This window comes from Burkholderia sp. 9775_39, from assembly GCF_015712225.1.
Classification (GTDB): domain Bacteria; phylum Pseudomonadota; class Gammaproteobacteria; order Burkholderiales; family Burkholderiaceae; genus Burkholderia; species Burkholderia cenocepacia.
The window spans coordinates 24,046-46,511 of sequence record NZ_JACCQC010000007.1; the positions used below are offsets into that span (position 1 = coordinate 24,046).

The window sequence follows — 22,466 nt, forward strand, 5'->3', positions numbered from 1 at the left end:
CCGTGATGAAGAAAACCCTTCTCTGCGCGGCGGCCGGCGCCGCCGCCGTGGCGCCGCTCGCGGCGCACGCGCAGAGCGCCGGCAGCAACGTCGTCACGCTGGGCTGGTTCCACATCATGCCGCAGCAGAGCAGCACGCCGATGACGACCAACGTCGCGCCGACGCCGATCAACACGCCGCTGCGGCTGCCGCCGTCGTTCACGTCGCCGGGCACCGGGCTGCACACGAGCGGCGCGGACACCGTCGGCCTGACGGTCAGCCACTTCCTGACCGACCACATCGCGGTCACGTCGGTGGCCGGCGTGCCGCCGGTGTTCAAGGTGTCGGGCCAGGGCACGATCAAGCCGCCCGGCCCGGCCGGCGCGCTCGGCACGCAGAACATCGGGCTGGGCTCGGTCAACCCGATCGTGAAGAGCGTGCGGCAGTGGAGCCCCGCGGTGATCCTGCAGTACTACTTCGGGCAGGCCACCGCGAAGTTCCGGCCGTTCCTCGGCCTCGGCGTGTCGTACAACTGGTTCAGCGACCTGCAGCTCAACACGAACTTCATCAAGCAGACGCAGGACAACCTCGGCGCGATTCTCGCGGCGGGCGCGGGCAAACCGGGCACGACCTCGGTGGAAGCGAAGGCGTCGTCGTCCTGGCAGCCGGTGTTCAACGCGGGCCTGCAGTACAACATGACGGAACACTTCGGGCTGGTGGCGTCGGTCACCTACATCCCGCTGAAGACGACGTCGACGGTGACGATCAAGGCGGCCGACGGCTCGGTACTCGCCGAGTCGAAATCGGACCTGAAGGCGGACCCGATCATCAGCTACGTCGGGATGACGTACAAGTTCTGAGCGCGGCGACAGCCGGCAACGGAAGCGCCGCGACAAAATCGCACGCAAAAAAAAAAGCCCGCCTAAGTGGCGGGCTGAATCCATATCAGAGGAGACATGGAGGAGACAGTTCCAATGATATCGAATCGGTTTCCGCAATGCAACATTTCCGTAGAGAAAATAAGGATTTTCCCTCGAATGCGGCCTCTAGTCCGCCGTAACGGCACCTGACCCCGTCCCGTTCTCCCGCTCGAGCACCTCGCCCAGCGCGTCGCGCAGCAGCGCGACCGGCCGCATCAGCCGGCCCGGTAACGCGCCGTGCACGATCCATACGTTGATTCGCGTTTCCAGCCCCGCCGTTTCCACCACCCGCAGCGCATCGCGATGCGCACTGCGCGCCAGCGCGTTCGGCGGCGCGATGCCGATGCCGGCGCCGCGCGCGACGAGCGACAACTGCAGCTCCGAGCCGAAGGCCTCGACCGCGACGTCGAACGGCAGCCCGGCCGCGCCGAGCGCGCGGCTCAGCGCCGAGCGCATTCCGCAGCCGTCCTGGCTCAGCACCCACGGAAAACCCGACAGCGTGTCGAGCGACAGCGGGCCGTCCGGCAGCGGGAAATCGCGCGCGGCGACGAGCACCGTCGGCTGCGTGGCGAGCAGCGTCGCGGTCAGCGCGTCGGGCAGCGTCGCACTCGCCGGCACCATCACGGTGGCGACGTCGAGCGCGCCGCGCTCGATGCCCTGCACCAGCGCAGGCGACCAGCCGGCCGTCACGCGCAGCGTGAGGCGCGGGAATGCATCGCGCAGCCGGTCGATCGGCCGCTCCAGCGCGAGCTCGGACAGGAACGGCGGCACGCCGATGCGCAGCTCGCCCGACGGCTCGCTGTCCGGCGCGCCCGCCGCCATCAGCTCGTCGACCGCGCCGAGCACGTTGCGCGCGAGCGCGTAGACGTCGCGCCCGGCCGCGGTCGGCTTCAGCGGCTTGCTCTGCCGTTCGAGCAGCGGCACGCCGAGCAGCGTTTCGAGGTTCTGCACGCGCCGCGTCAGGCCCGGCTGCGTCAGGTGGAGCTTCGCGGCCGCGGCGACCATCGACCCGCTGTCGACGACCGCGACGAACGCCTGGAGATCACGCGTATTCAAAACAAACTCGCATAATCATGTTAGACATATTTCAATTGTCGCATAAACATCGGGCCCCTACGATGGGAGTTCCTTCGATCTCCCTCCCAGGCTTCCGATGAACTGCCCTGCCCACCGTTGCTCCGCCCCGGTTTCCCCGTCCGTCGCCGCGCCGCCCGTGCTGAGCACCGGCATGACGCTGTTCTTCGCCGCGACGGTCGGCGTGATCGTGATGGACCTGTTCGCCGCGCAACCGCTGACCGGCCCGATCAGCGCGGACCTGCACCTGCCGCCCGGTCTCGCCGGCCTCGTCGCGATGCTGCCGCAACTCGGCTACGCGGCCGGACTCGCGTTGCTCGTGCCGCTGGTCGACCTGCTCGAGAACCGCCGGCTGATCGTCGCGACGCTCGCCGTCTGCGCGGCGGCGCTCGCGCTGCCCGCGTTCACGCAGTCGGGCACCGTGTTCCTGCTCGCGACGCTCGCGGCCGGCGCCGCGTCGAGCGTGATCCAGATGCTGGTGCCGATGGCCGCGTCGATGGCGCCCGAAGCGCAGCGCGGCCGCGCGGTCGGCAACGTGATGAGCGGGCTGATGCTCGGGATCCTGCTGTCGCGGCCGCTAGCGAGCCTGATCGCCGGGTCGGCCGGCTGGCGCGCGTTTTATCTGCTGGCCGCGCTCGCGAACGCGGCGATCGCCGTCGTGCTCGCGCTGCGCCTGCCGGCGCGCACGCCGTCAATCACGGCCGGCTACCGCGCGTTGCTCGCGTCGATGGGGCGCCTGCTCGCCGACGAGCCGGTGCTGCGCCGGCATGCGCTGTCGGCCGCGCTCGCGATGGCCGCGTTCAGCGCGTTCTGGACCGCCGTCGGGCTGCGGCTCGCGCAGCCGCCGTTCGCGCTCGACCTGCACGGCATTGCGCTGTTCGCGTTCGCCGGCGCGAGCGGCGCGATCGTCACGCCGCTCGCCGGCCGCGCGGGCGACCGCGGCCACGGCCCGGCCGCACAGCGGCTCGCGCACGGCACGATGCTCGCGGCGCTCGTCGTGCTCGGCGTCGCCGGCGCCGGCTGGTTCGGCTTCGATGCGCATGCGCATCGCGGCGTCGCGCTCGCGCTGCTGGCCGGCGGCGCGGCGCTGCTCGATGCGGGCGTCATCGTCGACCAGACGATCGGCCGCCGCGAGATCAACCTGCTGAACCCGGCCGCGCGCGGACGCCTGAACGGGCTATTCGTCGGGCTGTTCTTCTGCGGCGGCGCGCTGGGTGCGGCGCTCGCGGGCAGTGCATGGGCATGGGGCGGCTGGAGCGCGGTATGCGGTGTCGGGTTCGCGTTCGCGGGCGCGACGGCCGTGTTCGGGCTGGTGGCTGGACGCGGGGCCGGCAAGGCGGCGCTGGATCGGCCGCGTGCGTGAGCAGGCAACGCTGTGGAGCGGCTTCCAAAAGCCGAACGCCCCGCCCTCTTGCAAGGGACGGGGCGTTCGGTACGCCGGAGCCGGCCGGGAATCAGTGACGGACCAGCGCCATCATCGCGCCGAAGCCGACGAACAGCCCGCCCGTCAACCGGTTGAACACCTTCGCGACGCTCTGGCTCTTCAACGTGGCGCCGATGCGCGTGCCGAACGACGCGTAGACGAGATACCAGCTCACCTCGATCACCGCGAACGTGACGACGAGGATGCCGAACTGCGGCAGCGTCGGCTCGGCCGCGTTGATGAACTGCGGCAGCAGCGCGGCCGCGAACAGGATCGCCTTCGGGTTGCTGCCCGCGACCAGGAAGCCATTGCGGAACAGCACCGCGCGCGACGCCGACACCCCGTGCGACACGGCATCGACGTCGGCCGCCGGCGTGTCGTCCACGCGGGCGCGCCATGCCTTCACGCCGAGATAGATCAGGTAGGCCGCGCCCGCGAAGCGCAACCCATTGAACATCGCCGGCCATGCCTCGAGCACCGCGCCGAGGCCCGCCGCGGATACCGCGAGCATCAGCACCAGCGCGCTCAGGCAGCCGGCCATCGTCGCGGACGAGCGCCGCAGCCCGTGCCGGGCGCCGTGCGTCATCACGAGCAGCATGTTCGGGCCCGGAATCGCCGACACGACGAACACCGTCGCCACGAAAAGCCACCACGTATGCAAGTTCATGACTGCCTCTGCCTCAAATGTAGGGGGAAACGAACCGCCGATTATGCCGTGCGGGTCGCGCTTCTGTCGCGGGTCAGCGGCCGGCGCGGCGCAGCGCGGCCTCGCCGAGCACCGCGAAATCCTGGTCGCCGCCGCCATGCGCGAGCGCGTCGAGCAAGCTGTCGCGCACGACGCTCGCCACCGGCAGCGGCACCGACGTCGCGTCGCCCGCCTCCAGCGCGAGCCGGACGTCCTTCAGCCCGAGCCGCGCCTTGAAGCGCGCGGGCTCGTAGCGCCGCTCGGCGATCATCGCGCCGTAGCCTTCGTAGACAGGCCCCGGAAACACGCTGCTGGTGATCACGTCGAGGAAATCGCGCATCGCGACGCCGTGCGCGCCGAGCAGCGCGGACGCCTCGCCGAGCGTCTCGATCGCCGACGCGAGCGTGAAGTTCGCGGCGATCTTCGCGACGTTCGCGTGCTGCGGCAGCGAGCCGAAGCGCCAGGTCTTCTGGCCGATCGCGTCGAACAGCGGCTGCACGCGGTCGATCGCCTCGGCCGGGCCGCCGGCCATGATGGTCAGGCGCGCGGCGGCCGCGACGTCGGGCCGGCCCATCACCGGCGCGGCGACATAGTCGATGCCGCGCGACGCATGCGCGTGCGCGAGCGATTCGGCGAGCGCGACCGACACGGTCGCCATGTTCACGTGGATCAGCCCACGGGGCGCCTGGGCCAGCAGCGCATCGTCGAACACCGCGCGCGCGGCCGCATCGTCGCCGAGCATCGAGAACACGGCGTCGCCGCGAAACGCGTCGGCCGGCGTGTCGACGATCTGCGCGCCGAATGCCCCGAGCGGCTCGGCCCGCTCGCGCGACCGGTTCCAGACCCGCACCGTGTGACCCGCCTTCAGCAGGTTCGTCGCGATCGCCTGCCCCATTTCGCCCAGCCCGATAAACCCGAGATCCATGTCCTGCTCCTTCGCTCCGTGAAGCCGCGAGTTAAACACAGATGCCGGCGGTCTGCAGCGCCTGCCGCCGGCCGGGCGCGGTGCGATACTGCACGGATGGCGACCGCGACCTTCCGCTTTCACGGCGAACTGAACGCCTTTCTCGCGCGCCCGCAGCGCGACCGGGCGTTCGCGCACGCATGCGCCCGCGACGCGACGGTCAAGCATGCGATCGAGGCGCTCGGCGTCCCGCACACCGAAATCGGCCGGCTGTACGTGAACGACGCGCCGGCCGCACTCGACCGGCCGCTCGACGACGGCGACCGTGTCGAAGTCCTGCCCGAACGCGCCGGGCCGGCGGCCCACGGTGCAACGGGGCCGCCACCGGCGGCATGGCGCTTCGTCGCCGACGCGCATCTCGGCGGCCTCGCGCAACTGCTGCGCCTCGCCGGGTTCGACACCTGCTACGACAACCACTACCGCGACGACGAACTCGCGGCGCTCGCCGAGCGGGAGAACCGGATCGTGCTGACGCGCGACCGCGAGCTGCTCAAGCGGCGTGCGGTCGTGCGCGGCTGCTACCTGCATGCGCAGCGGCCGGCCGACCAGTTGCACGAGCTGTTCGAGCGGCTCGATCTCGCGCCGCACATGCGACCGTTCCGGCTGTGCCTGCGCTGCAACGCGCCGCTGCATCCGCTCGATGCAGCCGCCGCCGCACCGCGCGTGCCGGCCGGCGTCCGGCTGCGGCACCGGCGCTTCGCCGCGTGCGACGTGTGCCGGCGCGTGTTCTGGGAAGGCTCGCACTGGCGGCGCATGCGCGCGGTGGTCGACGCGATGCGCGCGCTGCCGCCCGTCCGGGCCGACGAACCGGGTGAATCCGGTGCCTGAAAAAACAAAACCCCGCATGCCGAAGCATGCGGGGCTGGCCGACCGATGGCCGGCAACGCCGGCCGTGGCGGCAGAACCGCTTAGTTCTGCGTGCCTGCGTCGTTCGTGCCGGCGGCCGATGCGGCTGCAGCCTTCGCCTGGCCCTTCTTCGAACCGTGGTGCTTCAGCTGGTGCTTCGGCTTGCTGTGATCCTTCTTGGCCGGTGCCGGAGCGGCGGCCGACGTGTCGGCTGCCGGCGCGGACGCCTGTGCGAATGCCGAAACCGATGCGAGAGCGAATGCTGCGGCGATGATCGAAGCGAGCGTCTTCTTCATTGTTCTTCCTTTAGCGGAGAAAAAATCAAACGTACCGGTAATTAAAGATGCGAGGCATTCGCATCGGAGCCCCAGGCCGCATGGCCGGCTTGCGCCGTGCCGTCGCGACAAAACCTGACGCACTGGTTCCATAACGCACCGCCTTCGCGGCAAGTTGACACGTTGCTTGCGTCCTCGGGTTTCCCCGGGGGCGGGCTTGTCGGCCGGCGCCGGCCGGCCCGACGGGCCGCCGCCGCACGGCGCCGCAAACCGGCTCGCGCGGCGCCGGAGCGACGCTTATACTGGCGTCCATCCGTCCCTTTCCCGGAAACCGGATCGCGGCCGGTCACACGCCCCCCGCCGTCTCGAGGCGCTCAAATTGCCCGACCACAATCTGGACAAACTGAAAATCGACCGGCGTCCGATCGCCCCGGTGCCACGCCGGCGCCGCTGGGCGCGCTATGCGGTCGCCGCCGCGCTGATCGTCGTCGCGATCGTCGCCGGCCTCGCCCTCACCGGCCGGCCGACCGTCGACACCACGTCCGTCACGTCCGCCTACCCGTACCAGAACGACACGCAGCTCAATGCGACCGGCTACGTCGTGCCGCAGCGCAAGGCCGCGGTCGCGTCGAAGGGCCAGGGGCGCGTCGAATGGCTCGGCGTGCTCGAAGGCACGCGCGTGAAGAAGGACGAGATCATCGCGCGGCTCGAAAGCAACGACGTGCAAGCGTCGCTTGCGCAGGCGCGCGCGCAGGTGCAGGTGTCCCGTGCGAACTTCGGCGTCGCGCAGGCCGAACTGAAGGACGCCGAGATCGCATTGCGCCGCACGTCCGCGCTCGCGCCGAAGGGCGCGGTGCCGGCCGCGCAGCTCGACACCGACACGGCCCGCGTGAACAAGGCGCGCGCGACGCTCGCCAGCGACCAGGCCGCGATCGTGTCGGCCGAAGCGAACGCGCAGGCCGCGCAGGTCGCGGTCGACCAGACGGTGATCCGCGCGCCGTTCGACGGCATCGTGCTCGCGAAGCATGCGAACGTCGGCGACAACATCACGCCGTTCTCGTCCGCGTCGGACAGCAAGGGCGCGGTCGTGACGATCGCCGACATGGACACGCTCGAGGTCGAGGCCGACGTCGCCGAATCGAACATCGCGAAAATCCGCGCCGAGCAGCCGTGCGAGATCCAGCTCGACGCGCTGCCGGACATGCGCTTCGCGGGCCGCGTGTCGCGCATCGTGCCGACCGTCGACCGCTCGAAGGCCACCGTGCTCGTGAAGGTGCGCTTCGTCGACCGCGACGAGCGCGTGCTGCCCGACATGAGCGCGAAGATCGCATTCCTGTCGAAACCCGCGACGCCGCAGGACCGGCAGCCGGTGACGGCCGTGCAGGCGAGCGCGGTGGTCGAGCGCGACGGCCGGCCGGTCGTGTTCGTCGTGAAGGACGACAGCGTGCACGCAGTGGCCGTGACGCGCGGCATGCGGATCGGCGAGCTGGTCGCGGTGCGCGGCGTGAAACCGGGCGACACGGTCGTGCTCGCGCCGGACGCGAAGCTGAAGGACGGCGCGAAAGTGACCGTCGCGAAGAAGTAGCGCGCGTGAACGACGCCCCGCCGCCCCTCGTCGAGCTCAGCCACGTCGCGAAGTCGTACCGGCGCGGCAACCAGATCGTGCCGGTGCTGACCGACATCACGCTCGACATCGGCGAAGGCGATTTCGTCGCGCTGATGGGGCCGTCGGGCTCCGGAAAGAGCACGCTGCTGAACCTCGTGGCCGGCATCGACCGGCCGGACAGCGGCGAGCTGCGCGTCGGCGGCCTCGACATCTCGCAACTCGCCGAGGCGCAACTGGCCGAATGGCGCGCGGCGAACGTCGGCTTCATCTTTCAGTTCTACAACCTGATGCCCGTGCTCACCGCGTTCGAGAACGTCGAGCTGCCGCTGATGCTCACACACCTGTCGCGCCGCGAGCGGCGCGAACGCGTCGAGCTGGTGCTCGACATGGTGAATCTCGGCGATCGCACGAGCCATTACCCGTCCGAGCTGTCGGGCGGCCAGCAGCAGCGCGTCGCGATCGCGCGCGCGCTGATCACGGATCCGGTGCTGATCGTCGCCGACGAGCCGACCGGCGACCTCGACCGCGCGTCGGCCACCGACGTGCTCGCGATGCTGCAGCGGATGAACGCCGAACTCGGCAAGACGATCATCATGGTGACGCACGACGCGCATGCGGCCGGCGCCGCGCGCTCGCTCGTCCATCTGGAAAAAGGGGAGCTGATCGATGGGCACGCCGGCTGACCGGCGGCGGGAGCGCGCGCGATGTATGTGCTGAAGCTGATCGCGCGCAACGCGTTGCGGCACCGGCTGCGCACGCTCTTGACCGTGCTCGGGCTCACGATCGCAGTGCTCGCGTTCGGGCTGCTGCACACCGTCGTCGACGCGTGGTACGCGGGCGCGGCGGCCGCGTCCAGCGGGCGGCTCGTCACGCGCAACGCGATCTCGCTGGTGTTTCCGCTGCCGGTCAGCTACGAGAACCGCATCCGCGGCGTCGACGGCGTGACGGCCGTGGTCCGCTCGAACTGGTTCGGCGGCATCTATCGCGACCCGAAGAACTTCTTCGCGAGCTTCGCGGTGTCGGAGAACTATCTCGACCTGTACCCGGAATTCATCCTGCCGGCGCAACAGCGCGCCGACTACAACCGCGACCGCCGCGGCTGCCTCGTCGGCCGCCAGCTCGCGACGCAGTTCGGCTTCAAGGTCGGCGACGTGATTCCGCTGAAGGGCACGATCTATCCGGGCACGTGGGATTTCGTCGTGCGCGGCATTCTCGACGGCCGCGACGATTCGACGATCACGCGCCAGCTGGTGTTCCACTGGGATTACCTGAACGAGACGGTGCGCAAGCGCACGCCGAGGCAGGCCGACCAGGTCGGCGTGTTCGTGCTCGGCGTCGCGAACCCCGACGACGGCGCGTCGATCGCGCGCAACGTCGACGCGGTGTTCAAGAACTCGCTCGCCGAAACGTTGACCGAGACCGAGCAGGCGTTCCAGCTCGGCTTCGTCGCGATGTCGAACCAGATCATCGCGGCGATCCGCCTGGTGTCGTACGTGGTGATTCTGATCATCATGGCCGTGATGGCCAACGCGATGGCGATGAGCGCCCGCGAGCGCACGGCCGAATACGCGACGCTGAAGGCGCTCGGCTTCGGCCCCGGGTTCCTCGCGTTGATCGTGTTCGGCGAATCGGTCGTGATCGCGGTGGCCGGCGGCGGGCTCGGCATCCTCGCGACGCCGCCCGCCGCGAGCCTGTTCAAGCAGGCGGCCGGCGGCATCTTCCCGGTGTTCAAGGTGTCGACCGAGACGATCGCGCTGCAGGCCGCGTGCTCGGTCGCGGTCGGCCTCGCGGCCGCGCTCGTGCCGGCGTGGCAGGCCGCGCGCGTGCGCGTCGTCGAAGGCCTGCGGGCGATCGGCTAGAGGCGCGCATGGCGATCCCGCTCACCTACATCGCGCGCAACCTGTGGACCCGGCGCCTCACCACCGCGCTCACCGCGGGCGGGATGGCGCTCGTGATCTTCGTGTTCGCGACGGTGCAGATGCTCGATGCGGGGCTCACGAAAACGCTCGTGTCGACCGGCGAACCGGACAACGCGGTGGTGATCCGCAAGGGCGCCGAGACCGAGATCCAGAGTTCGATCGACCATCAGCAGGCCAACGCGCTCGAGATGCACCCGGCCGTCGCGCTCGGCCCCGACGGCCGGCCGCTCGTGTCGAAGGAAGCCGTTGTGCTGATCTCGCTCGTGAAGACGTCGACCGGCAAGCCGTCGAACGTCGTGATCCGCGGCGTATCGCCGGCCGGCCTCGCGCTGCGTCCGCACGTGAAGCTCGTGGCCGGCCGCCCGTTCGCGCCCGGCTCGTCGGAAATCGTCGTCGGCAGCGCGATCGCGAAAGGCTTCAGCGGCACGCAGCTCGGCGACCGCCTGCATTTCGCGCAGCGCGACTGGACCATCGTCGGCATCTTCGATGCGGGCGGCAGCGGCTTCGATTCGGAGATCTGGGGCGACGTCGACCAGCTGATGCAGTCGTTCCGGCGCACCAGCTATTCGTCGATGGTGCTGCGCATCCCGAGCGCGGACGGCTTCGCGCGCTTCAAGGCCGACATCGACGTCGACCCGCGGCTGACCGACGAGGCGAAGCGCGAGCAGACCTTCTACGGCGACCAGTCGAAGGCGCTGTCGACCTTCATCAACATCCTCGGCATCACGCTGTCGACGATCTTCTCGATCGCCGCGATGATCGGCGCGATGATCACGATGTATGCGTCGGTCGCGAACCGCGTGGCCGAGATCGGCACGCTGCGCGCGCTCGGCTTCAAGCGCACCAGCGTGCTCGCCGCGTTCCTGCTGGAGGCGCTGCTGCTCGGCTTCGTCGGCGGCGTCGCGGGGCTCGCGTGCGCGTCGCTGATGCAGTTCGCGTCGTTCTCGACGACCAACTTCCAGACCTTCTCGGATCTGTCGTTCCGCTTCGTGCTGACGCCCGCGATCGTCGTGAAGACGCTCGTGTTCTCGCTCGTGATGGGGCTCGTCGGCGGGTTCCTGCCGGCGATGCGCGCCGCGCGCTTGAAGATCGTCGACGCGCTGCGCGCGCAGTGACGCGCGCCGCCGCTCACGCTCGACGTTCGCGCGGCACCCACGCGCCGTGGAACCCGGCCGGCACGCGACGCGGCAGGTGCACGGTCGCGACCGGCCCCGCGTCGATCGCGCGCGCATCGAGGATCACGACATCGCTCGTATCCGTCGCCGCGCGGTAGACCATCACCAGCAGCCAGCCGTCGTCCTCGTCGGTGCCGCCCGGGCGCGGCACGAACACCGGCTCGCCGTTCTGGTCGCCGGCCGGCACCGCGTAGTGCGTCGTCGTGCCGCGCGCGTGGTCGAAGCGCATCACGCCACGCATTTCCGCGTTGTTCGGCTGCTCGACCGCGTACAGATAGCGGTAGCGGCGCCCCGTGCGGCTTTCGTTGATGCGCGGCAGCTCGATGCCGCCGTCGGCGAGCGGCCCTTCGTCGATCAGCCCGTTCGCGGTATCGATCACGTAGCGCCACAGCTCGCCGACCGGGTTGTCGGCGAAGCGGCCCGTGCGCGCATCGAGCCGCAGGAACGACGGATAGCGCACCGCGTCGAGCACGATGCACGATGCGTCGCAGTCGTACGCGTTCACGACGTGCTGGATGAAGCACGGCTCGACGCCGAACCAGCGCACGTCGCCGCCGTGGCGCGGCAGCACGCCGATGCGCGCGGGCCGGTCGTCGTGCCAGCGCAGCGGCATCCGGTGGCCCTGCTGCAGCAGCGAGAAGTCGTAGCCGACGTTCAGGTCGAGCAGCAGGCTGCGGGTTTCGGTGATCGCGAGGTCGTGCATCATCGACGGCGCGCCCAGTTCGATCTCGACGTCGACGCGCTTCACACCCATCGCGTCGATCACGCCGTAGCGCAGCCACGGTGCGCGCCAGTCCGCGCGGAACATAATCAGCTCGCCGGTTACCGGGTCGACCTTCGGATGCGCGGTCATCGCGCCGTCGAAGCCCGCGTGCCGGCGCGGCACGCCGAACGAATCGAGCGCGGCGGTGATCGCGAGCGGCACGCCGCCCTCGGCCAGCGCGAGCAATTCGCCCGCATGCTGCAGCACGGTCACGTTCGGATTGGTGTCGGGCAGCTGCGGCGCCTGCCCGGGCGCGTGGACGGCGGCCCAGCGCCGGGTGCGCGCCCAGCGGTTCCGGTAGCCGGCCGCGCGGCCGTCGTCGAACGCGATCGCGTGCAGCATCGCGGCCTCCGGCCACCACGACAGCATGTCGTTGCCGTCGAAGCGGCCGCCCGGCGGGTTCGGACCGTTGCGCAGCAACGTGCCGTCGAGTTCGCGCGGAATGGCGCCCGTCACGCGCAGCTCGACGACGTCCACTTCGTCGGCGACCGGCGCGAGCGCGCCGCGGTTCAGGTCGAATACGGTCATCGCGTCGGCGCTCCGTCAGCAGTCTTCGGCGGCGGGCGGCAGATCGCCGCGCGCCAGCGCGAGCGCATGGTCGCGCACGTCGTCCGGCCAACCGGCGATCAGCTCGGCCAGCCGCGTCGCATCGTTCGCATACAGCGCCCGCGCGGCTTCCTCGAAACCGGGCAGGTCGCCCGCCATCGCCGACATGAAGTGATACGCGCGCGCCTGCGCGTCGCGCTGCCGGTCGGCCGCCGCGTGCGTGCGCCGCGCGTCCTCGACGAGCTTGCGCAGCGCGACCGACGCGCCGCCCGGCTGTGCGCCGAGCCATTCCCAATGACGCGGCAGCAGCGTGACCTCGCGCGACACGACGCCGAGCTTCGGCCGGCCGCGGCCGCGCTGTTCGGGAGCGCCAGCGCCTGCCGGTTCGCCAGCGCCGCTGGACGCGTCGGCCGCCGGCGCCGCATAGCGCGCGCGGATGTCGTCCGCCGTGCCGCGCAGGTCGAGGTCGATCGAGCGGCCCGTCGCGTCGTCGAAGATCAGGATCGTGCCGGGCATCGCGTCGCCGGCCGCCTGCCGGACGGCAAGCGCGACCGTCGCGAGCGGACCCGACGCGAGCCGCCGGTGGCCGTCGAAAGCCGTGTACGAAGGAAGGAGTGTGGAAGAGGTCATCGTGGTCGCCCGCAGGCTGGAATCGGAATGACGCTATTTTTATCCGGGTATTAATTGGATGTCAATATTATCCGGGTAAAAATATTGCCTCGGAATTCCACCCTGCCGGGCCGCGCGCGTGGCCGGTGCCGCGTGTCAGGCTGCCCGCGCCGGCACCACGATGCCGCGCGCGCTGGCCAGCGCGTCGTCGAGCGACACATGCCCTTCGAACGCCGACGACGCCGGCGGCGGCAGGTTTTCCTCGATCGCGTGCGCGAACTGCACGCCGGCATCGTCGGCGAGCCGCGCGCGCAGCGCGGCGACGCGCGGGAACGCATCAGGCTCGAACACCGCGTGATAGTCGGCCCAGCGCGCGATCCCGGTGAAGTACGCATCGGCCAGCGTGCGCCGCGCGCCCAGCAGCCACGGGCCTTCGCCGCGCTCGAGCAGCGCTTCGAGCTGACGGTGCGCCTTCAGCACCTTGCCGCGACCGTACGCCTGCAGCGCCGCTTTCTCGGCGTCTTCGGTGTCGTGTTCGTACACGTACCAGAGCGCGCCGAACGCGTTGAAGAACGTCGTGTTCAGCCACGCCAGCATCCGGTTCAGCCGGTCGAACGCCGCGCTGCCCTGGCGAAACGCGAGGCCGCTGTCGAGCGCCTGCGCGCCGATATGGCCGAGGATCGCGATGCTTTCGGTCAGCACGTCGCCGTTCGCGGTGACGAACGCCGGCGTTTCGGCGACCGGGTTCAGCGCGAGGAACGCGTCGCTCGTCACGGCGCCCGGCATCGTGATGCGCGACAGCCGGTACGGGCGGCCGGTCCATTCGAGCGCGACGATCGAGCCGAACGAGCAGCCGGCGGGAATACCGTAGAGAAGGATCGGAGACATCGGGACATTCCGTGAAAGTTGAACGAGCCGTCATGCTCCCATGGCGAACGATGATGCAGTAGCCGCTAAAATCGAAACCCTTCGTTTCTTCATGTGGACTCTGGAAGTGAATCTGAACGATCTCTACCTGTTCGTGCAGGCGGTGGATGCCGGCAGCATGTCGGCGGCCGCGCGCCGGCTCGACCTGCCGAAATCGACGGTCAGCAAGCGCGTGGCCGAGCTCGAGCGCACGCTCGGTGCGCGGCTCGTGCATCGCACGTCGCGCAGCTTCCGGCTCACGCCGGTCGGCGCCGAATTCTTCGAGCATGCGCGCGCGGCCGTGATCGAGGCCGACAGCGCGCGCGACGCGGTGCTGCGGCAGGCCGCCGAGCCGGCCGGCGTCGTGCGGATCACGAGCTCGGTGCCGGTCGCGCAGCACATCCTCGCGCCGTGCCTGCCGGCGCTGGCGATCGCGCACCCGAAGCTGCTGCTGCAGATTCATGCGAGCGACCGACTCGTCGACATCGCGCAGGAAGGCTTCGACATCGCGGTGCGCAGCCATTTCGCGCCGCTGCCCGATTCCGCGCTCGTGCAACGGCCGCTCGCGGCGTCGCCGATCGTCGTCGTGGCCGCGCCGGCCTATCTCGCGCGGGCCGGCACGCCCGACACGCCGGCCGATCTCGCGCAGCACGACGGGCTCCACCCGGGCCCGCAGCCGTGGCGGCTGCAGCGCGGCGGCGACGCCGTCGACGTGACGCCGCGCCTGCGGCTGCAGGCCGATGAATCGACGCTGCTGCTGCAGGCGGCGACGGCCGGCCTCGGCCTCGCGTGCCTGCCCGACTGGATCGCCGGCGCCGCGCTCGCGTCCGGTACGCTCGTGCGCGTGCTGCCCGGCTGGTGCGCCGGCACCGTCACGACGACGCTGCTGATGCCGCACCGGCGCGGCCAGCTGCCCGGCGTGCGCGCCGCCGTCGAGTTTCTCGCGCAGCACGTGGCGCGCCACCACGGCAGCGGCCCGGACGACGCGCGCGCGTGACCGCATGCGTCCATTCGATCGATTCAAATGCTGAATCGATCAAGTCAGCAATTGGCATGAAAGCGCAAATTTCGACATGACAGAATGGCCCGGACGCCCCGCCTGCCTCGGCGTCCGGTGCCCGGTCTCCCGCCGGCGGCATCGATACACACAACGCGCGCACCGACGCGCGTGCCGCACGACGGCACCTTCCGCCCTTCGGAGGAGACGAGTCATGAATCCGCTTCACGCGCTGCCGGCGTCCGCGTCGGCAACGGCCCGGCGCACCCGCGTGCGCTGGCTCGTGCTGGCCGTCCTGTTCGCGGTCACGACGATCAACTACGCGGATCGTGCGGCCATCGCGATCGCGGGCCCGGCGCTGGCCCGCTCGATGCACCTGACGCATGTGCAGATGGGTTTCATCTTCTCCGCGTTCGGCTGGTCGTACGTGGTCGCGCAACTGCCGGGCGGCTGGCTGCTCGACCGCTTCGGATCGCGCATCGTCTACGCATTCAGCATCTTCTTCTGGTCGCTGTTCACGCTGCTGCAGGGCGGGATCGGCTTCTTCGGCGGTGCAGCCGCGTTCGCGCTGCTGTTCGGGCTGCGCTTCCTGGTCGGCGCGGCCGAGGCGCCGTCGTTCCCGGCCAACAGCCGGATCGTGTCGACCTGGTTCCCCGCGCCCGAGCGCGGCACCGCGTCGGCGATCTTCAACGCCGCGCAGTACGCGGCGACCGTCGTGTTCGCGCCGCTGATGGGCTGGCTCGTGCACGCGTTCGGCTGGCAGTCGGTGTTCGCGGTGATGGGCGTGCTCGGCTTCGCGCTCGTGCTGGTGTGGAACCGCACGATGTACGACCCGAAGGATCATCCGGGCATCAATCGCGCGGAACTCGACTATCTCACCGAAGGCGGCGCGCTCGTGAACATCGACCAGGCGATCGGCGGACGCGACGGCGGCCCGTCGCTGCATCACGTGAAGGCGCTGCTGAGAAACCGGATGCTGGTCGGCGTGTACGTCGCGCAGTACTGCATCAACGCCCTCACCTACTTCTTCATCACGTGGTTTCCCGTCTATCTGGTGCAGGCGCGCGGGATGTCGATCCTCAACGCGGGGCTCGTCGCGTCGATCCCGGCCGTGTGCGGGTTCCTCGGCGGGATTCTGGGCGGCGTCGTGTCCGATGCGCTGCTCAGGCAGGGCCGGTCGCTGTCGGTCGCGCGCAAGGTGCCGATCGTGATCGGCATGCTGCTGTCGATGTCGATGATCGTCTGCAACTACACCGATTCGCACGTGCTCGTCGTGGTGTTCATGGCGCTGTCGTTCTTCGGCAAGGGGCTCGGCGCGCTCGGCTGGGCCGTCAACGCCGACACCGCGCCGCGCCAGATCGCCGGCCTGAGCGGCGCGCTGCTCAACACCTGCGGCAACCTTTCCAGCATCACGACGCCGATCGCGATCGGCTATATCGTCGACCGCAGCGGCTCGTTCAACGGCGCGCTCGTCTATGTCGTCGCGCACGCGCTCGTCGCCGTGATCTGCTACCTGTTCGTCGTCGGCGAGATCCGCCGCGTCGAGCTTCAATGAACGGCGCGGGCCGCGCCGGCGGGTCCGGCGGCCCGCACGCCACCGAAACCAGGAGCGAACCGATGTCCGAACCGAGCCGTGCCGGCACCCCGCGCGTCACGCGCATGCAGGTGATTCCCGTCGCCGGCCGCGACAGCATGCTGCTCAACCTGTGCGGCGCGCATGCGCCGTACTTCACGCGCAACCTCGTGATCCTCGACGACAGCAGCGGGCACACGGGCGTCGGTGAAGTACCGGGCGGCGAAGGCATCCGCCACGCGCTCGAACGCATGACGGATCTCGTCGTCGGCCAGTCGATCGGGCGCTACCAGGCGACGCTCAACGCGGTGCGCGCGGCGCTGTCCGGCGCAGGCGCCGGTGCCGGCCGCACGATCCGCCACGAAGTGACGTCGGCAGGCGAGGCGGCAGTGCTGCGCCAGCCGCACGAGATCAACCTGCGGCTCGACAACGTGATCACCGCGATCGAAGCCGCATTGCTCGACCTGCTCGGCCAGCACCTCGACGTGCCGGTCGCGGCACTGCTCGGCGAAGGTCAGCAGCGCGACGCGGTGCCGATGCTCGCGTATTTGTTCTACATCGGCGACCGGCGCCGCACCGATCTGCCGTATCGCGACGAGGCGCAGGCGCCGGACCCGTGGTTCCGGCTGCGCAACGAGGCGGCGCTCACGCCGGCCGCGATCGCGCGGCAGGCCGAAGCCGCGGTCGAGCGCTACGGTTTCGCCGATTTCAAGCTGAAGGGCGGCGTGATGGCCGGCGCCGACGAGATGGAAGCGATCGCGGCGATCAAGACGCGCTTTCCCGACGCGCGCACGACGCTCGACCCGAACGGCGCGTGGTCGCTCGACGAGGCCGTCGCGCTGTGCCGCGGGCAAGGCCACCTGCTCGCGTACGCGGAAGATCCGTGCGGGCCGGAAGGCGGCTATTCGGGCCGCGAGGTGATGGCCGAATTCCGCCGCGCGACGGGGATCCCGACCGCGACCAACATGATCGCGACCGACTGGCGACAGATGGATCACGCGGTGCGGCTGCAGGCGGTCGACATCCCGCTCGCCGATCCGCATTTCTGGACGATGCAGGGCTCGGTGCGGCTCGCGCAGCTGTGCCGCGACTGGGCACTCACGTGGGGTTCGCACTCGAACAACCACTTCGACGTGTCGCTCGCGATGTTCACGCATGCGGCGGCGGCCGCGCCCGGCACGATCACCGCGATCGATACGCACTGGATCTGGCAGGAAGGCGATGCGCGGCTCACGCGCGAACCGCTCGCGATCGTCGGCGGCAAGGTGGCCGTGCCCGAACGGCCGGGGCTCGGCATCGAGCTGGACATCGCGCAGGTCGAGGCCGCGCATGCGCTGTACAACGCGGTGGGTGGTACGGCGCGCGATGATGCGGTCGCGATGCGGTATCTGGTGCCGGGGTGGACGTATGACCCGAAGCGGCCGAGTTTGGGGCGGGTCTAGGGCGGGGTGGCGAGACGGTCGAGCAACAGGCCGCGGTCGCCACGGTAAAACAAAAGGCCCGATCTCGCGATCGGGCCTTTCGAATTCCGTTGGTGGAGCGGAGGAGGATCGAACTCCCGACCTTCGCATTGCGAAGGTAAAAACATACGCCATATTACGTGACTTTGCGACATATTTTCGGCTTTATGGCACAATTTTGGCACACTCGCTTCAGATTAATCACTTCTGATGGCTACCATCACCAAACGAGGCCCCTACCAATGGCGCGCGCAAGTACGGCGACATGGTTATCCGGCGCAGAGCAAGACATTTAACACCAAGGTAGAAGCAGAAGCCTGGGCCAATATGATCGAATCGGAGATGTCGCGCGGCGTTTGGATCAGTCGCAGCGAAGCCGAGGCGACAACTCTCTACGATGCGTTGACTCGGTACGCGGCCGAAATAGTGCCGACCAAAAAAGGAGCCGCGCAGGAAGAGTCAGTGTTACGCGCTTGTCAGGCAGAAGAATTAGCCAAGCGACCGCTAGCGTCGATCCGCAGCACCGATGTAGCGCGGCTACGGGATCAGTGGCTGAAGGACTACAAGCCGGCGACCGTATTGCGCCGCCTGGCGGTTCTCTCCCATGTTTTCAACATAGCTCGCAGGGAGTGGGGCATGGAAAGCCTCTCGAACCCGGTAGAGCTCGTGCGCAAGCCCCAAGTCGAAAACGCTCGAACGCGGCGCATCACAGTAAACGATCCTGCCTCCGGCGAGTCGGGTGCGGATGATGCAGCTTCGGACCGAGGTGCCCTGGACGGCGAACTTGAGCGTGTGGTGGCCGCCAGCGGCTCCGCGCTGCTCCCGGCTATCATTTGGTTGGCGGTCGAAACTGCGATGCGTAGAGGCGAGATCGTGACGATACGATGGGAGCATGTGGATCTTAAGCGCCGAGTAGCACACCTTCCGGCCACGAAGAACGGCAGCGCGCGCGACGTACCCCTGTCCTCACGTGCCGTAGCAGTGTTTCAATCTGTGAAAGACGCTGCTGATTGCGCACGGGAAAATTCTGACGACAGCGAAAAGTTGGACACCGGACGAGTGTTCGAGATTCGCAGCGATGCTGTCACCAGAGCCTTTGAGCGTGCCGTAACGCGCGCCCGCAGACTGTATGTCGAGCAGTGCAAGGCCGCCGCACAAAGGCCTGACGGCAAGTTCCTCACCGACCTCCGCTTTCATGACTTGCGACACGAAGCCACCTCTCGCCTAGCTTCGATCTTCCCGATGCACGAACTGACGAAGATCACGGGGCACAAAGACCCGCGCATGCTCATGCGGTACTACCATCCTCGAGCGGAGGACCTGGCGAAACGATTAGCGTGACGCGATGTTATGTCCATCTGGTTTTCCGAAAACGATGCCAACTGGATTCCCGTTCACCGCTTCTCGGCTCCACGGCCGTCCGGGCGTCCCCGCCGTTGCCAATGTTCCATTCGTGTGCCAGAATGAGGGCTCAATTACGCGCGGTAGCAGACATTTTTTTGCTATCAATTGTCGGGCGTTTCGCCAGACTGAGCTGTAGTGGACTACAACAACGGCACGAAAGCGGCATGCGCCGAATCCGTGTCCAGTGGGTCCCGATTCGGCGCATGCCGCTTTCGTGCCTATCTTCAGGTAATTGACCTTTGCTTGCTAGCGCATTACAACAATTCAAGAATAGCGTTGCACCAAGTAAAACGAGACTTCTTCGGCGACCGAAGATTATTCTGATCTTCGGTAGTGGTCCGATTGGAATCGAACCGGAGCACCGCAACTCTTCGTTTCGAAACGTCTTTCTCAACTGGACTGGTGAGAATAGACATCCCTTGGCCGACCAATTCCAACTTCCTGAATATTTCCCGGAGTGGAATCGCTTCGAGGGTTACCAGAACCTTGTCGAATTTGAGCGGGATGCTGGCGCTTTATCTGGAGCGATATTGCTCTTCTCAGAAAGCGGGGGTGCACTCGCCGAGTTGGGGGCATTTTGCATGGATGACGTTCTCTCTGAGCGCCTACTGGTAGTAATCAGTCGCTCATATTTCGAGAAAGATTCATTCGTTGTTCATGGCCCTATCCGAAAATTGATCGGCGCTCATTCCGATGACTCCGTGTGCGTCATAGAGTCTGAGACGCCAGAGGGCTTTTACGACGAGGCAGCTTTAGTGGCCGAAGCCCTACAAGCCAAGGTGGATGATCACCCTCGAAAAGAATTACTGTCTCCCTCTCAAGTACGCGATCAACTTCTACTAATAGCTGACCTAGTTGAGCTTTTCGGGGCTCTTACGGAAAAAGAACTACTCGGTCTCCTAGAATTCATGGGAGCGGCCATTGATCGATCGATATTTCGTAGGCTGGTTGGTCAATTAAAGCTATTTCATTTGGTTGACGATCGACGACAATATGGTCAAAAATACATCATCGCTCCGAGAGAAAATAGGCAATCCTATCTCGACTACGACTCCGCTGTCGCCGATGAAAAGTTCGATCGCACCAGATTTAAAATGTCAGCTTTCGAGCTCTTAAAAAAGGAAACGGCTCGAAGGAAGGCTTACGAGCAGGTCCAGGGAGGGGTGTCGCATGGATCTAATTGATCGCTTGCAAGCGGCTTTCCCGCTTTCGCGCGCGGAGGTTGAGTTATTAATTAAAACCGCCCCACGTCGCTACAAGGTTCACACCATAGAGAAACGGAATGGTCGAGGGTTGCGCGAGATTGCGCAACCGACGGCCGAATTGAAGCTAGTGCAACGATGGATTGTATCCACCTACATCAGCGAACTCCCGGTGCACTCGGCCGCGATAGCATATAGGCCCGGACTGGGAATCAAAGATCACGCAAAGAAACACGCGACGAGAAAATATTTACTCAAGCTTGATTTTAAGGATTTTTTCCCTTCGATTCAAGCAAGAGATTTGCGCGCACATTTGACGCATCATACTGACCTGTCGACGGCCGACAAGTCAGCTCTGATGCGACTGCTGTTCAGATTGGACAGCGAAAACGGTGAAATGGTGCTATCAATTGGGGCACCAAGTTCACCTGCGATATCGAACACTATTATGTACCCGTTCGATATCGCCATTGCGGACTACTGCCGAGAAAATGACATAGCATATACGCGCTATGCGGATGATCTTGCCTTCTCCACGGATATACCGCATGTTCTCGATGCTTTACAAGATTTCATTCGAAAAACTTGCCGGGATTTGGAATATCCCAGCTTGGCATTGAACGAAAAAAAGACAGTCTTTACCTCAAAGAAATTTCAGCGACAGTTGACGGGACTCATCCTTACCAACGATGGCACCGTCTCCCTTGGCCGCGAGAAAAAGCGCGATTTGCGTGCGATGGCGCATCGCTTTTCTCGCGGAGCATTGTCGAACGAGGAAGTAAGTAGACTGCGCGGTTTATTGGCGTTCGCAATGTCAATTGAACCCCAATTTATTCAGTCGATAGTCCGAATGATTGGGAAGGAAGCCTACGCCAAACTTATGCACGCAAGCGGAACGTGATCGGCTCTGTTTGGCAGAAAAATGGACTCTAAAAGCCGATCAATTCGACGCCGAGTCCGGTGGTTTCATTTATGCCACTGGCCCGCTCGTCAGCGACAGTGACCAATGCCGGCGTCGTCATGCCGTTGAGCGTGACGAGTTCGCTCACTGCACTGCTCTCCGTGCAACTGCCCGCGCATCGACGATGCCCAGCAGGTGACTGGCCAGGATGATCATTTCGATCGCCTCACGCGGCGTGTCGATCGGTACGTTGCGGTGCGAGTGCGGATTCTTGTAGGAACCAATCGCGCCAGCAAATAGCGCGCTCAGCGCATCGCGCTCGCCCTCTTCTGTCGTCCGGTCAGTGAGCGGCCCGTTTTCCTTGTTGAACGCCTTTCGGGCCAGATTCACACCGATCTCCGACTGCGAATACCCGGCCGCTTCCCGAACCGCAATTTCGACAGCACGCATGGCCTGAAACACCGCTGTCGGATAGTCACCACGCATGAACGACAGCCATACATTCGTTGTGAGTTTCGGATGCAGTAGCTGCTTCGGCAGTAGCTGCGCGGTCTGATGGTCAACAAAGGCCTGTCGATCTTGGAAGCCTCGCGCGCGTCGGCTCAGGCGCCAAGCTCCGCTCGAGGGCTGTTTTACCTCCGGGCAGCGGACAATTAGTCCGTGCGTGACTAGCCAGCTGATGGCCTCCATGACGGCGAGTTGTACGTCTTTAAGGAGGTGCGGAGGATAAGCCTGCGTAAGGCTATAGTCGGAACTGAGGAGACGGGGGAAGAAGGCATCGGGCGTGTAGAGGCCCGGCATCGCTGGTTTCTCTTTCAGGATAAAGAGCACCTCCATTGCAAGCTCCTCCGGCTCAAGCCCAAGGAGCACCTCAGCGTCAGGAAACTTCTTTGTCAGCTCGAGCATCCACGCCACCTCCATATATTCGATAAAGAACATTATCAGACATATAGAACTCGGGGCATTTCGGCTCGACGAAGCGGTCGTGCTTCGCGAGTACGCACTAACCGTCCTTGGCCATCCGCGCTAGCGCCTGCGCTACCGTTTCGCCGGGACGGCGGCCGAGCAGTTCGCGAGCGTTGGCCCTCGTGATGAACAGTGGAATGACGTCGAGAGGGCCAATCTCGTCTATGAACCTTGGTCCTGGAGCGTCAGACCGATCGGCGAGGACGTTGCGATTTGCTGTCTCCTCCCGGGCACTCAACACGTGGCTTGCGTTGGCTTCACCGCCGCTCGGCT

Annotated in this window: 21 protein-coding genes; 13 read left to right on the plus strand and 8 right to left on the minus strand. The window is 66.9% G+C overall.

Annotation, left to right across the window (positions count from 1 at the left end; genetic code table 11):
• Positions 1-5: 5 nt before the first annotated feature.
• Positions 6-839: an OmpW family protein gene (locus tag H0X90_RS11425; RefSeq protein WP_006491960.1), complete on the plus strand. Its 834-nt coding sequence runs from the start codon at positions 6-8 to the stop codon at positions 837-839.
• A gap of 186 nt (positions 840-1,025) precedes the next feature.
• On the opposite strand, the gene H0X90_RS11430 is transcribed toward H0X90_RS11425, so the two are convergent.
• Complete coding sequence (locus H0X90_RS11430) at positions 1,026-1,955, minus strand: LysR family transcriptional regulator (protein ID WP_048986459.1); 930 nt, start codon at positions 1,953-1,955, stop codon at positions 1,026-1,028.
• A 97-nt stretch (positions 1,956-2,052) separates the two neighbouring features.
• Between H0X90_RS11430 and H0X90_RS11435 the strand changes: the two genes are divergently transcribed.
• A complete protein-coding gene (locus H0X90_RS11435) occupies positions 2,053-3,336 on the plus strand; it encodes an MFS transporter (RefSeq protein WP_077190258.1) in 1,284 nt (427 codons plus the stop codon).
• Positions 3,337-3,427: 91 nt separating this feature from the next.
• On the opposite strand, the gene H0X90_RS11440 is transcribed toward H0X90_RS11435, so the two are convergent.
• On the minus strand, positions 3,428-4,063 hold the full coding sequence (locus tag H0X90_RS11440) for a LysE family translocator (RefSeq protein WP_077190259.1): 636 nt from the start codon (positions 4,061-4,063) through the stop codon (positions 3,428-3,430).
• 73 nt (positions 4,064-4,136) lie between these two features.
• Positions 4,137-5,213, minus strand: coding sequence for an NAD(P)-dependent oxidoreductase (locus tag H0X90_RS11445; protein ID WP_256858281.1), 1,077 nt, complete (start codon positions 5,211-5,213; stop codon positions 4,137-4,139).
• Here H0X90_RS11445 and H0X90_RS11450 point away from each other — a divergent pair.
• A complete protein-coding gene (locus H0X90_RS11450) occupies positions 5,103-5,873 on the plus strand; it encodes a Mut7-C RNAse domain-containing protein (protein ID WP_062884169.1) in 771 nt (256 codons plus the stop codon). The genes H0X90_RS11445 and H0X90_RS11450 overlap by 111 nt on opposite strands.
• Positions 5,874-5,953: 80 nt before the next feature.
• On the opposite strand, the gene H0X90_RS11455 is transcribed toward H0X90_RS11450, so the two are convergent.
• A complete protein-coding gene (locus H0X90_RS11455) occupies positions 5,954-6,187 on the minus strand; it encodes a hypothetical protein (protein WP_006494172.1) in 234 nt (77 codons plus the stop codon).
• Positions 6,188-6,545: 358 nt separating this feature from the next.
• Between H0X90_RS11455 and H0X90_RS11460 the strand changes: the two genes are divergently transcribed.
• Genes H0X90_RS11460 through H0X90_RS11475 form a run of 4 tightly spaced genes read left to right on the plus strand, consistent with a single transcriptional unit; the run spans position 6,546 to position 10,806 of the window.
• Positions 6,546-7,751 carry an efflux RND transporter periplasmic adaptor subunit gene (locus H0X90_RS11460; protein ID WP_006497434.1) on the plus strand — a complete coding sequence of 402 codons (1,206 nt, stop codon included), beginning with the start codon at positions 6,546-6,548 and terminating at the stop codon, positions 7,749-7,751.
• A gap of 5 nt (positions 7,752-7,756) precedes the next feature.
• A complete protein-coding gene (locus H0X90_RS11465; protein ID WP_006484506.1) occupies positions 7,757-8,455 on the plus strand; it encodes an ABC transporter ATP-binding protein in 699 nt (232 codons plus the stop codon).
• Positions 8,456-8,476: 21 nt separating this feature from the next.
• Complete coding sequence (locus tag H0X90_RS11470) at positions 8,477-9,631, plus strand: ABC transporter permease (protein WP_058902217.1); 1,155 nt, start codon at positions 8,477-8,479, stop codon at positions 9,629-9,631.
• A gap of 8 nt (positions 9,632-9,639) precedes the next feature.
• Positions 9,640-10,806 carry an ABC transporter permease gene (locus H0X90_RS11475; RefSeq protein WP_006484505.1) on the plus strand — a complete coding sequence of 389 codons (1,167 nt, stop codon included), beginning with the start codon at positions 9,640-9,642 and terminating at the stop codon, positions 10,804-10,806.
• Positions 10,807-10,819: 13 nt separating this feature from the next.
• On the opposite strand, the gene H0X90_RS11480 is transcribed toward H0X90_RS11475, so the two are convergent.
• From H0X90_RS11480 to H0X90_RS11490, 3 genes are all read right to left on the minus strand, one after another.
• Complete coding sequence (locus H0X90_RS11480) at positions 10,820-12,157, minus strand: carotenoid oxygenase family protein (RefSeq protein ID WP_077190260.1); 1,338 nt, start codon at positions 12,155-12,157, stop codon at positions 10,820-10,822.
• A 15-nt stretch (positions 12,158-12,172) separates the two neighbouring features.
• Entirely contained in the window at positions 12,173-12,805 is a 633-nt protein-coding gene (locus H0X90_RS11485) for a DUF2239 family protein (protein ID WP_077190262.1), read from the minus strand.
• Positions 12,806-12,940: 135 nt separating this feature from the next.
• Positions 12,941-13,672: a glutathione S-transferase family protein gene (locus H0X90_RS11490; protein WP_077190264.1), complete on the minus strand. Its 732-nt coding sequence runs from the start codon at positions 13,670-13,672 to the stop codon at positions 12,941-12,943.
• A 40-nt stretch (positions 13,673-13,712) separates the two neighbouring features.
• Between H0X90_RS11490 and H0X90_RS11495 the strand changes: the two genes are divergently transcribed.
• From H0X90_RS11495 to H0X90_RS11520, 6 genes are all read left to right on the plus strand, one after another.
• Positions 13,713-14,687, plus strand: coding sequence for a LysR family transcriptional regulator (locus H0X90_RS11495; RefSeq protein ID WP_034201106.1), 975 nt, complete (start codon positions 13,713-13,715; stop codon positions 14,685-14,687).
• A gap of 214 nt (positions 14,688-14,901) precedes the next feature.
• Positions 14,902-16,242: an MFS transporter gene (locus H0X90_RS11500; RefSeq protein WP_006497441.1), complete on the plus strand. Its 1,341-nt coding sequence runs from the start codon at positions 14,902-14,904 to the stop codon at positions 16,240-16,242.
• A 62-nt stretch (positions 16,243-16,304) separates the two neighbouring features.
• Entirely contained in the window at positions 16,305-17,702 is a 1,398-nt protein-coding gene (locus tag H0X90_RS11505; RefSeq protein ID WP_034201874.1) for an enolase C-terminal domain-like protein, read from the plus strand.
• A gap of 228 nt (positions 17,703-17,930) precedes the next feature.
• Positions 17,931-19,061: a site-specific integrase gene (locus H0X90_RS11510; RefSeq protein ID WP_196438141.1), complete on the plus strand. Its 1,131-nt coding sequence runs from the start codon at positions 17,931-17,933 to the stop codon at positions 19,059-19,061.
• A 302-nt stretch (positions 19,062-19,363) separates the two neighbouring features.
• The gene (locus tag H0X90_RS11515) at positions 19,364-20,308 is read left to right on the plus strand and encodes a retron St85 family effector protein (RefSeq protein WP_230877723.1); all 945 of its coding nucleotides are present in this window, start codon (positions 19,364-19,366) and stop codon (positions 20,306-20,308) included.
• Complete coding sequence (locus H0X90_RS11520; RefSeq protein WP_196438142.1) at positions 20,295-21,227, plus strand: retron St85 family RNA-directed DNA polymerase; 933 nt, start codon at positions 20,295-20,297, stop codon at positions 21,225-21,227. Before H0X90_RS11515 ends, H0X90_RS11520 begins: the two co-directional genes overlap by 14 nt.
• A gap of 144 nt (positions 21,228-21,371) precedes the next feature.
• Here the strand turns inward: H0X90_RS11520 and H0X90_RS11525 are convergent, their stop codons facing one another.
• Positions 21,372-22,133: a TIGR02391 family protein gene (locus H0X90_RS11525; RefSeq protein WP_196438143.1), complete on the minus strand. Its 762-nt coding sequence runs from the start codon at positions 22,131-22,133 to the stop codon at positions 21,372-21,374.
• Positions 22,134-22,466: the final 333 nt, after the last annotated feature.